Source organism: Rothia nasimurium (assembly GCF_928381415.1).
Classification (GTDB): domain Bacteria; phylum Actinomycetota; class Actinomycetes; order Actinomycetales; family Micrococcaceae; genus Rothia; species Rothia nasimurium_H.
In genome coordinates, this window is the sequence record NZ_CAKMSF010000007.1 from 217,560 (window position 1) to 231,288 (window position 13,729).

Below are 13,729 nucleotides of genomic sequence, written 5' to 3' on the forward strand. Positions count from 1 at the left end.
AGATACGCGTGCAGGTACAGGTCGCCCGCATCGGCAAACCCCACGGCATCCGCGGCGAAGTCACCGTCCAGCTCTTCACCGACGCCCCCGAAGAACGCTTCGCTCCCGGGGCCGTACTCGACATCGAAAACTTCAACCCCGCAAGCCCCGCAGGAGCCATCGCCCCCGCCGGAACCCTCACCGTCAAAAAAGCCCGCTGGAACAAAAAAATCCTGGTCGTAGCCTTTGAAGAAGTCACCAACCGCAACCAGGCCGAAGACCTGCGGGACACCCGCCTCACCTTTGACTCTGCTAGCGAAGCAGAAACCGACGGCGACGATGAAGGCTACTACGAGCACGAACTGCTCGACCTACCCGTCTACCTGGCTGCCGACATCAAGGACGGCTACCTGCCCGAAGAACCCATCGCCATCGTCACCGGCCTGCAGACCATGCCCACCCAGGACCTGCTAGTCCTGGAGAACACCGCAGACGGCGAAGAAGTTATGATTCCCTTCGTGGAAGAACTCGTTCCGGCAATCGATACCGAGGAGGGCTACATCATTATCAACCCGCCCGCCGGCCTGCTCGAACTCAACAGCGATGAAGACGACGAAGCCGACACCGAGAGCGAGCAGGGCTAAACCCCATGCGCTTTGATGTCATCACCATCTTCCCCGAATACCTGGCCCCGCTAGAGCTCTCCCTCATGGGCAAAGCCCGCGAATCGGGCAAGGTTGATTTGCACCTGACCAACCTGCGTGACTTCGCCTTCGACCGGCACAAGACCGTTGACGATACCCCCTACGGCGGGGGAGCGGGCATGGTCATGAAACCCGAGCCCTGGGGCCTCGCCCTGGACCAGGCACTTGCCGCCTCACCGGCGTCCGCACGGGCGGACGGGGGTAAACCCCTGCTCATCGTGCCCTCACCGGCCGGCACCGTCTTCAACCAGCAGCTGGCCTACGACCTGGCAGAAGAAGAGCACATCGTGTTCGCCCCGGCCCGCTACGAAGGCATTGACGAGCGTGTACTGGACTGGGCTGAGCAGGAATTTAGGGTGCTGCCCGTATCCATCGGCGACTACGTGCTCTACGGGGGTGAAGTGGCCGTGATGGTGATGATTGAGGCCATTACCCGCCTGATTCCCGGTGCCATGGGCAACCCCGAGTCCCTGGCCGAAGAGTCCCACACCGGCGGGCTGCTGGAGTACCCGGTCTACACCAAGCCCGCTACTTGGCGAAATCAGCAGGTGCCGCCCGTCCTGCTCTCTGGCAACCATGGCGCCATTGCCCGCTGGCGCCGCGATGAGCAGATTAAGCGCACCTTCGCCCGCCGCCCCGATATGGTCAAGGCCTACCCCGCAGAGAACTGGGACAAGAAAGATCGCAAGCTCTTGCAGGAGCTGCACACCGAGCAGAAAGCTGCCAAAAAAGCTGAGCGCGAGGCCGGGCTTTCAAGCGAAGGCTAGTAAAGTAGGTAAGCTCACATTTAAGTTCAGGACGCCCGCCGCAGCACCCCTGGTGCAGGCGGGTTTTCTGTGGGATAATTTTTCTTTGTGTTCATGCTGGGCACGCCCCTGCCGCAGGGGGAAGAGCGACCTATAACAGCATGAACCACCGGCTCTGACCGTTCAGCGCCGGTGAGACAAGAATTCATCGCAGACAGCATCAGTCTGGCACCACCCGGTGACCCCTAGACACTGCCTGCGACATACACCGAATATGTTTGACCTGCGGCAGAGATATTCACGGAGAAACTCAATGCAGACTCTTGACTTCATTGATAACAAGTCACTTCGCACCGACATCCCCGAGTTCGGCCCCGGCGACACCCTGAACGTACACGTCAACATTGTTGAAGGTAACCGCAGCCGTGTCCAGGTCTTCAAGGGCTTCGTTGTTGGCCGTCAGGGCGCTGGCGTCCGCGAAACCTTCACCGTCCGCAAGGTTTCCTTTGGTGTAGGCGTAGAGCGTACCTTCCCCGTACACTCTCCCGTCATCGAAAAGATCGAGGTTGTCACCCGCGGTGACGTCCGCCGTGCAAAGCTCTACTACATGCGCGACCGCCACGGTAAGGCTGCTCGTATCCGCGAGAAGCGCGAAGCCTAAGCCATTTAGGTTTCAACAGTTTTATGGAGACTGGCGTACACGCCGAATCTTCTGAGGCAAGGCGCCAACCCTTTCTACAGGGCTGGCGCCTTGTTGCTGTTGCCGCAGCCCTGGCCTTCACCCTGCTCCTGCTGGTTCGTTCCTTCCTGATTGATGTGTTCTACATACCGTCAAGCTCCATGGAACCAACCTATGAGCCCGGGGACCGCATTCTCGTCTCAAAACTAGCTACCGAGCCGAAGCGCGGGGACGTAGTCGTTTTCGACGGAACAGGCTCCTTTGCCCCCTATGTGCCGGGTAGCCCCTGGGTGCGGGATCCGCTCACAACCGCTGGCCAATGGTTGGGGCTGGTGGGGTCAGATACGGTCTATATCAAGCGTGTCATCGGGGTGGCAGGCGATAGCGTTGAATGTTGCGATGCCCAGGGGTATCTGTTGGTCAACGGGCAACGCTCCGAAGAACCCTACTTGTACCCTGGGGAGGCTGCCAGCGAGGTGCGCTTTAGCGTGCAGGTTCCCGAAGGACGCATGTGGGTCATGGGAGACCATCGGTCGGCGTCCGCTGACTCCAGGGCCCTCTTAGGGGCACCCGGTGGGGGCATGATTCGCACCGAAAAAATTATTGGCACTCCGGTTTTCATCGCCTGGCCAGCTCAGCGCTTTGGTCAAGCTCCCAGCTAAAACCACTAAACTATCTCTAAACACGTTCACAGCAGAAGGGTGCGGGCTCATGGAGCAGCAGAAGAACTCAGACAGCATCGAGGCAGCGGCACAGGACGCCACCACAGCCTCGACCGACAAGCCCCGCGGCGGTAAGCGCCGCCGCGAAAACAGCGCGGTCAAAGAGTACGCCCTGATTATCCTCTACGCTGTGCTCATCGCCTTCCTGCTGAAAACCTTTGTGGTTCGCGGGTTTTACATTCCTTCTAGCTCCATGGAAGATACCCTGCAGATCAACGACCGCGTTTTTGTGAACGTGGCAGGTGGACTCTTCACCGAAGCCGAGCGCGGTGACATCGTGGTCTTCAAGGACACTCAGGGCTGGATGCCTGTCTCTACCAGCTCTAACCCCGTGCGTGATGCGCTTGCCTTTGTGGGGGTTATGCCCGATAGCTCATCAAACTACCTGGTCAAGCGTGTGATTGGTGTGGGTGGTGACCATATCGTGGGTACTGCCGATGGCCGCATTACCGTCAACGGCGTAGAAATTGACGAGACCTACCTCAAGCCCGGTGTAAGCCCCACCGAGCTTCCTTTCGACGTGATCGTTCCCCAGAACTCCTACTTCGTCATGGGCGATAACCGCTCTAACTCTGCTGACTCCCGCTACCATATTCAGACCGGCACCGAGTTCATCAACGACGCCGACGTCGTGGGCGAAGTCTTTGTGGTCGCCTGGCCCCTGTCTAGCTTCACTTTCATTGGTGGGGCTAGCGATGTCTTTGCCGACGTACCCGATACCGAGTAAGACCGTGCCAGCTAAAGAACCCGCGTCCGCTGACCTGAGCGTCGAAACCCAGCTCTTTGCAGCGGGCAAGACCCTGGTGGCGGGTATGGACGAGGTGGGGCGCGGACCGCTGGCCGGGCCGGTCACCGTTGGGGTCGCCGTGATTGATGCGAACGCCCAGCTCAGCATCGAGGGGCTCATCGATTCAAAGGCCCTGACCGAGAAAAAGCGGGTGGCGATGGCTCCGCAGGTGAAGCAGTGGGCCGTGACCGCGGTGGGGCACGCCAGCCCTGCTGAAATCGATGCTCTGGGTATCACCACGGCCCTGCGTTTAGCGGGGCAGCGGGCTCTTGCCCAGGTGACCCGGGCTGGGGCTTACCCTGACGCCGTCCTCTTGGATGGCAAGCATAACTGGCTTTCTGCTCCCGAGGCTGACCTTTTTGCCGACCTTGACCCGGCAAGCACCCTCTACCGTGGGCTGGTGGCTGAAGCCTGGGCAGGTCTGGCGGGGGAGCCAGGTGGCTGGTTCGGGCCGGTTCAGATGGAGATTAAGGGTGACTACCGCTGTGCCTCTATCGCGGCAGCTTCGGTGGTGGCTAAGGTGGAGCGCGATACCCTCATGGACGAGCTGGACACCCGCTACCCCGGCTACGGCTGGGCGAAAAATAAGGGCTACGGGTCGGGTGCCCACCGCACCGCGATAGAAACGATGGGGCCCACCCCCTTGCATCGGCTGAGCTGGTCGTTGCCGGCTACCGAGGCACAAATCCAGCAGGCTATGGTGGAACGAGAGAAGGAAGAAGTATGAGCCAAGAGGATCTTGAGAGCTACGAGTCAGGTGCCCAGCTAGCCCTGTATGAAGAGTACAAGAATGTAGCTGAGCTCTTTACCTATATCGTTGAGACCGACCGCCGTTTTTACCTGGCCAACCAGGTGCAGGTGACCCCGCGAACTGCTGACGGGTCTCTGTATTTTGAGGTTGAGATGCAGGACGTGTGGGTATGGGATATTTTCCGCCAGTCTCGGTTTGTTAAGAACGTGAAGGTGTATTCGGTGCGCGATGTGAACGTTGAAGAACGCGCTGCCGCCGAAGACCTGGTCGTGCCGACCATGAGTGATTTCGACCCCGGTTCGGCCTAAAAGCTAGCGTGTGAGCCCGCCTCCTTCCCGTGAGGGAAGGGGCGGGTTTTTTGTATGCAGAGATGCGCGGACGCCCGGTGCAGCTGGCTGGGGATAAGGACGCGCGGGGCGTCATGGTTGCGTCACGGCTGTACCGTTTATGAGCGTGAATAGGGGAGCTATCTGGCGCTGACCTGGTGGTATAGGGAAAGGGCGATATCCACAGCCAGCACAGAGGTAGGTAGAACCAGACACAGCAGGTCATGATGGGGCTAACCCTGATACTTGAAGGAGGCCCCTATGAACCCCGCACTACAGCCAGTCTCGCCCCATGCGTCCTTGCGGCCCAAAGAAGTGGGGCGCTGGGGTGAAGATATCGCCCTGGCAGTCTTAGAGCAACAGGGCTATACTCTCTTGGCTCGTAACTGGCGGCCCGCACGAACTGAAGAGCGGCCGAGGTGGAGCGGTGAACTTGATTTGATTATGCGCGATAGCGACCAGACCCTGGTCTTTATCGAGGTTAAAACCCGTTCTGGTGCGGGTTACGGGCACCCTCTTGAATCCATTACTGCCCGGAAATGCCAGATGCTACGACACCTGGCCTACGCCTGGTTAGCAGAAAACCGGGCTCCCTATTCCACCATGAGAGTAGACGCTATTGCCCTGTGCGGGAGCCCCACGGATTTCACCTTTGAGCATCGGCAGGCGGTGGTGTAGCCGTGGCCTTCGCACGAACCTATTCGGTTGCCCTGGTGGGCGTCACCGGCTACCTCGTCGAAGTAGAAGCCGATATCTCATCTGCCCTACCCGGCTTCGTCCTGCTTGGCTTGCCCGATAGTTCTTTGAACGAGGCCAAAGACCGGGTACGGTCTGCCGCGAAGAATTCCGGGCTGCCCCTGCCACCCCAGAAACTCACCATCAACCTCACCCCGCCTACTCTTCCCAAACGCGGCTCGGCATTTGATGTGGCCATGTTGGTTGCAGCCCAGCAGGCGGCGGGGCAGCTAGGTTCATCAGGCCGCACGGTCTTCCTGGGCGAAGTCGGTCTCGATGGGAGCGTGCGACAGGTTCCCGGAGTACTACCTGCCGTCAAAGCCGCCCGCGATGCCGGTCATGAGCGGGTAGTTGTACCCGAAGGCAACGCCCAAGAAGCAGTCCTCATAGAGGGGGTTGAAGTGACCGGGGTCAGCTGTCTCGCTGAAGTGTTTGAACTTCTGGGCTGCCCCGAACCAGAAAAACTCAAAAGACCAGTTCTGGTGGGGAGCCAGAGGACCGTTGCGGAGCCCAGCAGCCCGCAGCAGAGCGCTGATATGGCAGATGTTGCCGGGCAGGCTGAGGGGCGCCTAGCCCTTGAAATAGCGGCTGCAGGGGGCCATCACCTGTTGCTGACCGGCCCACCTGGTTCTGGCAAGACCATGCTGGCAGAACGCCTCCCCGGTATTCTTCCTCCGCTCACACCGCAAGAAGCCCTGGATGTCACCGCGGTGCACTCGCTCTGCCGTTCGGGTGAGCCGCTCACCGAACTGATGACCAGACCGCCTTTCGAAGCACCCCACCACACTGCCAGCGCACCGGCGATTATGGGAGGCGGTGCCGGGCTGCCCAAGCCGGGGTGTATCTCAAAGGCGCACCGGGGCGTCCTTTTTCTCGATGAAGCCCCGGAATTTAAGCGCAGCGTTTTAGATTCTCTGCGCCAGCCCCTCGAAAGCGGCGAAGTTATTATTAGTCGCTCAGCTGCTTCAGCCCGGTACCCGGCTAGGTTTCAACTCGTTTTAGCTGCCAACCCCTGCCCCTGCGGCTACAACGTGGGGCGCGGTCTAGACTGCACCTGTACTAGTCGTGAGCGAAGATCCTACTTCAGCCGGCTATCGGGCCCCCTGCTCGACCGTATTGATCTTCATATCAGCGTCCCTAAAGTAACGGCCGCCGACCTCGCTACCAGCGGCACCAACGAAAGCTCAGACGAGATTCGTTACCGGGTCAGCCAAGCCCGCAAAGCCCAGGCGGAAAGACTAAGCCCGCTGGGCGTGACCACAAACGCTGAGACGAACGGCAAGATTCTGAGAGGCCCTCTCAAGCTTTCAGCTCAACTGACCTCGTCCCTCTCCACCGCCCTGGACCACGGAACCCTCACAGCCCGCGGCTATGACCGAGTGCTACGAACCGCCTGGACCTTAGCCGACTTAGATGGAGCCACCAGCCCCAGCCGAGACCACCTTGACCTTGCCCTCTACTTCCGCAACCACGCCACTGAAAGCTACCAGACATGACACATCACGACCCCCACCACGATATTCGTAGAGCCCGCACCGAGATCCTGCGCATTACCGACCCCGAGGACGTCGCAACCTACACCCTGCTTCGGCTAGTCGGCCCGGTCCGTGCCGCAGACTACCTCACCGGCCGTCAGGAGCTCACCCCGCATCTTCTAGCCCGCCACCTTGAGGAAGCAGGAGCACACGATGTATCTGCGGCACCTGCCCTCGCTAGTGCCATCGGTGAACGGACCCAGCGGTGGAAGAGCAGACGGGCAGGTATCAGCGTCCAACAGGATATGGCTTTAGCCCGGGCCAGCGGCAGCTGGCTATGTATACCCGAAGACCCAGACTGGCCACAGGCCTTGAATGACCTCGCAGAAAAAACTCCGGTTGGCCTCTGGGGCAGGGGAGACCGCCAGCTGCTAGCCCAGCTCACCACCGAAAAGAGTTATGCGGTAGTGGGGTCCCGCGATGTCAGCTCCTACGGTAACTCAGCAACCAGCCACCTGGCCGGTGAACTAGCAAACCGGGGCTATACGGTGGTCTCAGGTGGAGCCTTTGGCGTAGACGCCACCGCCCATCGAGCAGCACTCGCTACAGCAACGTCTTCCCTGCCCACCGTAGCGTTAATGGCGGGAGGTCTTGACCGTCTCTACCCCAAGCCCAATGAACGCCTGCTACACGAGATTATTGAACGGGGCCTGCTGCTGAGTGAGGTTCCTCTGGGGCAGAACCCCACCCGTTACAGGTTCCTCCAACGTAACCGGCTCATCGCCGCTCTCACCGGGGCCAGCATAGTTATTGAAGCCCGCTGGCGCAGTGGCGCGCTCAACACCGCCCATCATGCCCTAGAACTGGGGCGCCCCGTCTACGCTGTACCCGGCCCTATCTTTTCACCGACCTCAGAAGGCTGCCACCGTCTGATTCGAGACGGTCTAGCCCAACTTGTGACCGATGCCCGGCAGATTCTTGACGACAGAACTTCGGAGATAGCTGCAGAACAAACCAGCCTATTTGCAGCTCCTTCTGCCCACCAGCAGCTCCTGGATTCGCTTACCGAAACTCAAAGACGGGTGTGGGACGTACTGCCCCTCCGCACTCCGGCTACCGTCGAACAGCTCAGTGCTGACCTTGCGCTACCTGCCCGAACCGTCATGATTGCCCTATCTCAACTCAACCGACTCAACCTCGCAGAGCAGGAAGGCATGGGCTGGCGAAAAACCAAACCACCGGTGGAAAGCTCCGGGGGATAGAATGAAGACCTCACCTCAGTCACCGGTAGAAAGGAGCGGTATGGTGCACCCTGCAGACCAGCTACCCACCACCCTCAAAATCGGGGCCTCCACGGTTGACGAAGACCGAGAGTTCGTACGAGCCCTTGAAGCCTTTGAACGCTACCTCACCTACGAGCTCCACCGCTCACCCCAAACAATTCGAGCCTACGTCTCTGACCTCACCGATTTCTTTGCCCACGCTCGCAGGCACGGCACCACCCACCTCTCCCACATCACCCTTGAAGTCATTCGAGACTGGCTAGCCTACCATCACCGCAAACAAGCTGCCCGGAGCTCTATGGCCCGACGGACCTCGTCCTTGCGGACCTTCTTCACCTGGGCGGAGGAAGAAGAACTCATCCAAGCCAACCCGGCACTCAAACTCACTACCCCCAAGAAGAGCAACCACCTGCCCTCGGTACTCAGCGAAACCCAGATGCAGGCCCTCACCACAACCCTCACAGCAGCTCTGGAGCAGACCCCGCGGGACGCCCGACTCCTGCGTCTTCAAGCGGTAGTGGAGCTACTCTACGCCAGCGGGCTGCGCATCTCAGAGCTCACCGGTCTCGACCTAGCAAGCATTGACCGTAACCAGCGAACCCTGCGCGTGCTGGGTAAGGGCAATAAAGAGCGGGTTGTGCCGTTCGGGGCCCAGGCTATGCAGGCCCTCAACCGGTGGGTTGTGGCAGGACGCCCGCAGTGGCTTCCCGAGATAGAAGCAGCTAAAAGCGCTCCGGCTCAACACGCCCTCTTCATCGGCCCCCAGGGTAAACGCGCCAACCCCCGGCAGATTCGCCAAGACCTCACCACCCTGCTGGGTACTTTGGGCGACACCGAAGCCACAGGCGCCCACGTCTTCCGCCATACAGCTGCAACCCACATGGTCGATGGTGGAGCAGACATTAGAGCCGTCCAAGAGTTTCTTGGGCACAGTTCTTTAGCAACCACCCAGGTCTACACCCACGTCTCGGTAGACCGCCTTGCCCAGGCCTATAGTAGGGCTCACCCCCGGGCCTAAAGGTAAGGCAGAAGGTATAGGATGGGAAGACCATGTTTTCACCAGCAGAAAAGCCCGGCCAGCCCGTCCCCCTTCCATCAGAGACAACCGGCAACCCTACCGGTGGCTTTATCTTTCTGCTGGCTGTCCCCTCAGCCCTCACAAGCCACGTGACCTGGGCTCTTGAAAATCTCACTGCCCACCGGCTGACCCCCACCTGGCAAGCCCAACCCCAGAAACCGGGCTACCACCGTGCAGATATCAGCTGGCAGGGCAACAGCGGGGGAGCCGCCCTCATCGCCTCCACCCTCCGTCACTTCAAGGGCAGCTACTTTGAAGTCACCGAGCGCCGCACCGCAACCTCCGACGCCTTACGCATCATGCACACCCCCGAACTCGGCATCTGCACCTTACCGGTAGATCTCCAGGGCAACTTCACCGTGACCGAAGACCGCATCCGCTATGCCTTCGAAAAAGCAGCCGGTAATTTTGATGAACTCTACCGGCAGTTCTCTGCGGCCGTTGGCCAGCCCTGGGACGACGACCTTGAGCCCCTGCGTCCTAACGCCTCATCGGCCAGCGCCACCGTCAGGCTCCGGGCCTAAGGCAAGAGCACCCCCGCCCCAGAGCATAGAAAAGAGCCCTTCTGCCCGAACCAGAGTTCGCGTAGAAGGGCCCTCTCTCACAAGCAAGACCAGCACGGTGTTAGTTGCTGACGCTACGGAAAGCCGCTACAGCGTTGTGGCCACCAAAGCCGAAGGAGTTCGAGACAGCAACAATCTCACCGGCAGGAAGATCCCGAGCCTCGGTGACAACGTCGAGGTCAATCTCGGGGTCCTTGTTCTCCAGGTTAATGGTGCAGGGAGCCTTACGGTGGTAAATCGCAAGAACAGTCAGCACAGCTTCAAGAGCACCGGCACCGCCGAGCAGGTGACCGGTCATTGACTTGGTTGCAGATACAGCTACCTTGCCGGTGTGCTCCCCGAAGACCTCACGCAAAGCCAGGGACTCGGGGATATCACCCACGGGAGTAGAGGTTGCGTGCGCATTGACGTGCACTACCTGCTCGGGAGAAATACCGCCATCGGTCAGAGCTTCCTGCAGGGCACGGGTAGCACCCAGAGCAGCCGGGTCGGGAGCGGTGATGTGGTGGGCGTCCGCTGAGACGCCGGTGCCAGCCAGCTCCGCGTAGATACGGGCTCCGCGGGCCAGCGCGTGCTCCTCAGATTCGAGAATCAGTGCAGCACCGCCCTCACCCATCACAAAACCGTCGCGGCCGGTATCGTAGGGGCGGGAAGCTCCAGCAGGGTCATCGTTGCGGGTCGACAGGGCCTGCATCTTTGCAAAGGCGCCAATCGTCATGGGGTGGATTGCAGCCTCAGAACCACCGGCAATCACCACATCAGCCTTACCCGAGCGAATCAGCATCAGGCCCAGCTCCAAAGCCTCGGTCGACGAAGCGCAGGCGGACACCACGGTCTGGGCAGCGCCACGGGCCTTCAGGTTCATCGAGACGGCAGCAGCATTTGAGTTGGGCATCAGCATGGGAACCGTCATAGGCAGCATACGGCGAGGGCCCTTCTCGCGCAGAGTATCCCAGGCATCAAGCAGAGTCCACACACCACCGATACCGGTACCAAAAGCAACCGCGGTCCGCAGCGGGTCGCACTCTTCAGCAGCCTCAGCGTCAGGGCCGCTAAAACCGGCGTCCTCCCAGGCCTCACGCGCAGCAACCAAAGCCAGCTGGCCCGAGGGGTCCAGGCGCTTAGCCTCAACCTTGGTCAGGCGGCCCGACTCAACAGCATCTACAGCCACACGGCCAGCAATCGAAACAGGCAGGTCGAATTCCTCAACCCAGGGCTCTTCAATAGTGGTGATGCCTGAGACACCTGCAAGCGCATTTTCCCAGGTCGTCGGGACATCCCCACCGATGGGGGTGGTGGCGCCGAGGCCGGTGACCACAACTTTACGAGTCATGCTTGATTCCTTCGAATACAGTCTTGGGTTGGGGTAAAGAATAAAAAGCAGGTTGGGCACGATAAGACCGTGCCCAACCTGGTCAACGCGACTTAGGCGTTAGCGATGAAGTTAACAGCGTCGCCGACGGTCTTCAGGTTCTTGACCTCTTCGTCGGGAATGGTAACGCCGAACTTTTCCTCAGCGTTCACAACGATGGTCATCATTGAGATGGAGTCGATGTCTAGGTCTTCGGTGAAGGACTTCTCGAGCTGGACGTCCTCAACCTCTACACCGGTCTCTTCGTTCACGATTTCTGCAAGACCTGCGAGGATTTCGTTCTGATCTGCCATGATGGCTCCTTCGTCTTAGTATGAGTGGCGTGGGGCCACTGATGTAACTCACCGCGCAGGGGTGCGCAGCGGTTGAGGGATAAGCGGGCAGAGCCCACTTTAGCTTCCAAAATTGAGTGTAGCCCCTAGCCCGCACAAAGCTAAGCTGTGACGCCACCTAATTTTTGAAATAAATCTAACATTTTGTCAAAATACGGTGCGGACGCCCCACCGACCCGGCACAGGGCAGGTTAGGGGAGCACAACAACCTGAGCCGCGTAGGCCAGACCCGCACCGAAACCAATCTGCAGGGCAAACTTACCTGAAAGGTCGGGGTTGTCCTGGAGCAGCTGGTGGGCAGCTAGCGGAACAGAGGCAGCAGAGGTGTTACCCGCACACTCAATATCGCGGGCCACCACAACGCTCTCGGGCAGCTTCAGGGTTTTCACCATCTGGTCGATAATGCGCATGTTGGCCTGGTGAGTCACCAGCGCCCCCAGGTCATCTGCGGTAATACCGGCAGTATCGAGAGCCTTCTGCGCAACCTTAGCCATCTCCCACACAGCCCAACGGAAGACCGTCTGGCCGTCCTGACGTAGGGTCGGCCAAAGCTTCTCGCCCTCCTGCACCGGGTTAGCCACAAAATCACGGTTGCGGATATCAAGCATGGAATGGGTCATGCCCACAGCGCCCCAGCGCTCGCCGTCCGACCCCCAGATAGTGGGGCCAATACCGGGCTCATCGGAGGCACCTACGACCGCTGCACCAGCACCGTCACCGAGCAAGAAGGAAATGGTGCGTTCGGTGTTGTCGATGAAGTCTGAGAGCTTCTCAACGCCGATGACCAGAACCTTCTGGGCGGTGCCGGAGCGCACCAGGGCGTCCGCCTGGGCAATGCCGTAGCAGAAGCCTGCACAGGCTGCTGAGATATCGTAAGCGGGAGCCTTGGACCCCACAGCTTCAGCTACCAGGGTCGCGAGGGCGGGGGTTGCGTAGGGGTGGGAGATGGTGGCGACGATGACGGCATCCAGCTCTTCACCCTGCACACCTGAGGCGGTCAGGGCGTCCTGGGCAGCTCCCACAGCAAGATCTGTTACAGAAATCTTTTCTGAGGCACGGTGACGAGTCTTGATGCCGGTGCGCTGAACGATCCATTCATCTGAGGAGTCAATTGGGCCGGCAATATCGTCGTTGGTGACGATCAGGTCGGGGCGGGCAGCCCCGTAGCCCAGAATACGGGAGTAGCGGTTGGGCTCAACCTGCTTGAGAGTAGGCATCGTGAAGTCCTTTCGGGGAAACTTTAGGCCTGAAGAGCCTGGGCTAGGGCGGCAATGTCATCGGGGGTGTTGATGGCGGACGCCGGTGTGCCGCGCATACCGCGCTTGGCCAGGCCCACGAGGGTACCGGCGGGAGCAACCTCAACCAGGCGGGTAACTTCCCGCTCCGCGAGAGTTGCCATGCACAGGTCCCAGCGGACGGGGCGGGTCACCTGGGCAACCAGCGATTCAAGGGCCGCTGTCCCTGAGGCAACGGGCTGGCCGTCGAAGTTTGAGAGCAGCTCAGCAGTCGGTTCTGCGGGGGAGAGGCCTGCCGCAAAGTCTGCCAGGGGCCCCTGGGCTGCCGCCATGTAGTCGGTATGGAAGGCACCGGCTACCTTCAGCGGAATCACGCGGGTCTTAGCGGGCGGGTTCTCGGCGAAAGCTGCAAGAGCGTCGAGGGAACCAGCGGCTACAATCTGCCCGCCGCCGTTCGAGTTGGCGGCGGTGAGGTTGGCTTCGGCGATAGCGGCGCGGACGTCGTCCTCAACTCCGCCGAGCACGGCGGCCATGCCGGTGGGGGTAGCGGCAGCTGCCTGAGCCATGCCGTCGGCCCGTACCTTGATAAAACGCATGGCGTCCTCTTCGGTGAGCACACCGGCTAGGGCTGAAGCGGTAATCTCACCCACTGAGTGACCGGCAAAAACAAGCTTCTGGCCCTCTAGGGCCTTCTGGGCTAGGCGACCGGTGACAAGACCAGCTGCCACAATCAGGGGCTGGGCAATAGCGGTGTCCTTGATGGTTTCCTCATCGGCCTCGGTGCCGTAATGAACCAGGTCGAGCTCTACAGCCTCAGAGAGCCGCTCTAGGTGGGGGCGTACCCCGTCGACGTTTAACCAGTTTGTGAGGAATCCGGGCTTCTGCGACCCCTGGCCGGGGCACACCAGTGCTATCACGCGTAACCGCCTTGAAAATAGAGTGTGAGACCTAGAACTTGAAAG

The 13,729-nt window shown here is 60.2% G+C and carries 16 protein-coding genes; 12 read left to right on the forward strand and 4 right to left on the reverse strand.

Annotated elements, in window-relative coordinates; translation table 11 throughout:
• The first annotated feature begins 8 nt into the window (after nt 1–8).
• The 12 genes from rimM (at nt 9) to L7A20_RS09850 (ending at nt 9,789) form a co-directional block, all read left to right on the forward strand.
• A complete protein-coding gene (rimM, locus tag L7A20_RS09795) occupies nt 9–623 on the forward strand; it encodes a ribosome maturation factor RimM (protein ID WP_237223311.1) in 615 nt (204 codons plus the stop codon).
• A 5-nt stretch (nt 624–628) separates the two neighbouring features.
• Nucleotides 629–1,450 carry a tRNA (guanosine(37)-N1)-methyltransferase TrmD gene (gene trmD / locus L7A20_RS09800; RefSeq protein WP_237223312.1) on the forward strand — a complete coding sequence of 274 codons (822 nt, stop codon included), beginning with the start codon at nt 629–631 and terminating at the stop codon, nt 1,448–1,450.
• A gap of 292 nt (nt 1,451–1,742) precedes the next feature.
• Nucleotides 1,743–2,090, forward strand: a complete 348-nt coding sequence (rplS, locus tag L7A20_RS09805; RefSeq protein WP_135011098.1) for a 50S ribosomal protein L19 — start codon at nt 1,743–1,745, stop codon at nt 2,088–2,090.
• A gap of 23 nt (nt 2,091–2,113) precedes the next feature.
• Nucleotides 2,114–2,770 (forward strand): signal peptidase I, encoded by a 657-nt coding sequence (gene lepB / locus L7A20_RS09810; protein ID WP_237223314.1) that lies wholly within the window; start codon nt 2,114–2,116, stop codon nt 2,768–2,770.
• Nucleotides 2,771–2,819: 49 nt separating this feature from the next.
• Nucleotides 2,820–3,557, forward strand: a complete 738-nt coding sequence (gene lepB / locus L7A20_RS09815; protein WP_237198609.1) for a signal peptidase I — start codon at nt 2,820–2,822, stop codon at nt 3,555–3,557.
• A gap of 4 nt (nt 3,558–3,561) precedes the next feature.
• Nucleotides 3,562–4,344 (forward strand): ribonuclease HII, encoded by a 783-nt coding sequence (locus L7A20_RS09820; protein ID WP_237223316.1) that lies wholly within the window; start codon nt 3,562–3,564, stop codon nt 4,342–4,344.
• On the forward strand, nt 4,341–4,676 hold the full coding sequence (locus L7A20_RS09825) for a DUF2469 family protein (RefSeq protein ID WP_185174550.1): 336 nt from the start codon (nt 4,341–4,343) through the stop codon (nt 4,674–4,676). The genes L7A20_RS09820 and L7A20_RS09825 overlap by 4 nt, the downstream gene beginning before the upstream one ends.
• Before the next feature lie 279 nt (nt 4,677–4,955).
• Entirely contained in the window at nt 4,956–5,372 is a 417-nt protein-coding gene (locus tag L7A20_RS09830; RefSeq protein ID WP_237206435.1) for a YraN family protein, read from the forward strand.
• 2 nt (nt 5,373–5,374) lie between these two features.
• The gene (locus tag L7A20_RS09835) at nt 5,375–6,925 is read left to right on the forward strand and encodes a YifB family Mg chelatase-like AAA ATPase (RefSeq protein WP_237223318.1); all 1,551 of its coding nucleotides are present in this window, start codon (nt 5,375–5,377) and stop codon (nt 6,923–6,925) included.
• Nucleotides 6,922–8,166: a DNA-processing protein DprA gene (dprA, locus tag L7A20_RS09840; RefSeq protein ID WP_237223319.1), complete on the forward strand. Its 1,245-nt coding sequence runs from the start codon at nt 6,922–6,924 to the stop codon at nt 8,164–8,166. Before L7A20_RS09835 ends, dprA begins: the two co-directional genes overlap by 4 nt.
• Before the next feature lies 1 nt (nt 8,167).
• The gene (locus L7A20_RS09845) at nt 8,168–9,205 is read left to right on the forward strand and encodes a tyrosine recombinase XerC (protein ID WP_237223321.1); all 1,038 of its coding nucleotides are present in this window, start codon (nt 8,168–8,170) and stop codon (nt 9,203–9,205) included.
• Nucleotides 9,206–9,237: 32 nt separating this feature from the next.
• Nucleotides 9,238–9,789 (forward strand): DUF3145 family protein, encoded by a 552-nt coding sequence (locus tag L7A20_RS09850; RefSeq protein WP_237223323.1) that lies wholly within the window; start codon nt 9,238–9,240, stop codon nt 9,787–9,789.
• A gap of 100 nt (nt 9,790–9,889) precedes the next feature.
• Here L7A20_RS09850 and fabF read toward each other — a convergent pair whose 3' ends face one another.
• The 4 genes from fabF to L7A20_RS09870 form a co-directional block, all read right to left on the reverse strand.
• Nucleotides 9,890–11,161 (reverse strand): beta-ketoacyl-ACP synthase II, encoded by a 1,272-nt coding sequence (fabF, locus tag L7A20_RS09855; RefSeq protein WP_237223324.1) that lies wholly within the window; start codon nt 11,159–11,161, stop codon nt 9,890–9,892.
• 92 nt (nt 11,162–11,253) lie between these two features.
• Complete coding sequence (locus L7A20_RS09860; protein WP_185174557.1) at nt 11,254–11,493, reverse strand: acyl carrier protein; 240 nt, start codon at nt 11,491–11,493, stop codon at nt 11,254–11,256.
• A gap of 230 nt (nt 11,494–11,723) precedes the next feature.
• The gene (locus L7A20_RS09865; RefSeq protein WP_237223326.1) at nt 11,724–12,749 is read right to left on the reverse strand and encodes a beta-ketoacyl-ACP synthase III; all 1,026 of its coding nucleotides are present in this window, start codon (nt 12,747–12,749) and stop codon (nt 11,724–11,726) included.
• Between the two features lie 23 nt (nt 12,750–12,772).
• The gene (locus L7A20_RS09870) at nt 12,773–13,684 is read right to left on the reverse strand and encodes an ACP S-malonyltransferase (protein WP_237194100.1); all 912 of its coding nucleotides are present in this window, start codon (nt 13,682–13,684) and stop codon (nt 12,773–12,775) included.
• Nucleotides 13,685–13,729 lie beyond the last annotated feature (45 nt).

Bases quoted from the DNA above. Each gene is read 5' to 3' on its own strand.
- trmD (WP_237223312.1), top strand. From the start codon at position 629: ATGCGCTTTGATGTCATCACCATCTTCCCCGAATACCTGGCCCCGCTA.
- L7A20_RS09845 (WP_237223321.1), top strand. From the start codon at position 8,168: ATGAAGACCTCACCTCAGTCACCGGTAGAAAGGAGCGGTATGGTGCAC.
- L7A20_RS09865 (WP_237223326.1), bottom strand. From the start codon at position 12,749: ATGCCTACTCTCAAGCAGGTTGAGCCCAACCGCTACTCCCGTATTCTG.
- dprA (WP_237223319.1), top strand. From the start codon at position 6,922: ATGACACATCACGACCCCCACCACGATATTCGTAGAGCCCGCACCGAG.
- L7A20_RS09830 (WP_237206435.1), top strand. From the start codon at position 4,956: ATGAACCCCGCACTACAGCCAGTCTCGCCCCATGCGTCCTTGCGGCCC.
- rplS (WP_135011098.1), top strand. From the start codon at position 1,743: ATGCAGACTCTTGACTTCATTGATAACAAGTCACTTCGCACCGACATC.
- L7A20_RS09860 (WP_185174557.1), bottom strand. From the start codon at position 11,493: ATGGCAGATCAGAACGAAATCCTCGCAGGTCTTGCAGAAATCGTGAAC.
- L7A20_RS09850 (WP_237223323.1), top strand. From the start codon at position 9,238: ATGTTTTCACCAGCAGAAAAGCCCGGCCAGCCCGTCCCCCTTCCATCA.
- lepB (WP_237223314.1), top strand. From the start codon at position 2,114: ATGGAGACTGGCGTACACGCCGAATCTTCTGAGGCAAGGCGCCAACCC.
- lepB (WP_237198609.1), top strand. From the start codon at position 2,820: ATGGAGCAGCAGAAGAACTCAGACAGCATCGAGGCAGCGGCACAGGAC.
- L7A20_RS09825 (WP_185174550.1), top strand. From the start codon at position 4,341: ATGAGCCAAGAGGATCTTGAGAGCTACGAGTCAGGTGCCCAGCTAGCC.
- fabF (WP_237223324.1), bottom strand. From the start codon at position 11,161: ATGACTCGTAAAGTTGTGGTCACCGGCCTCGGCGCCACCACCCCCATC.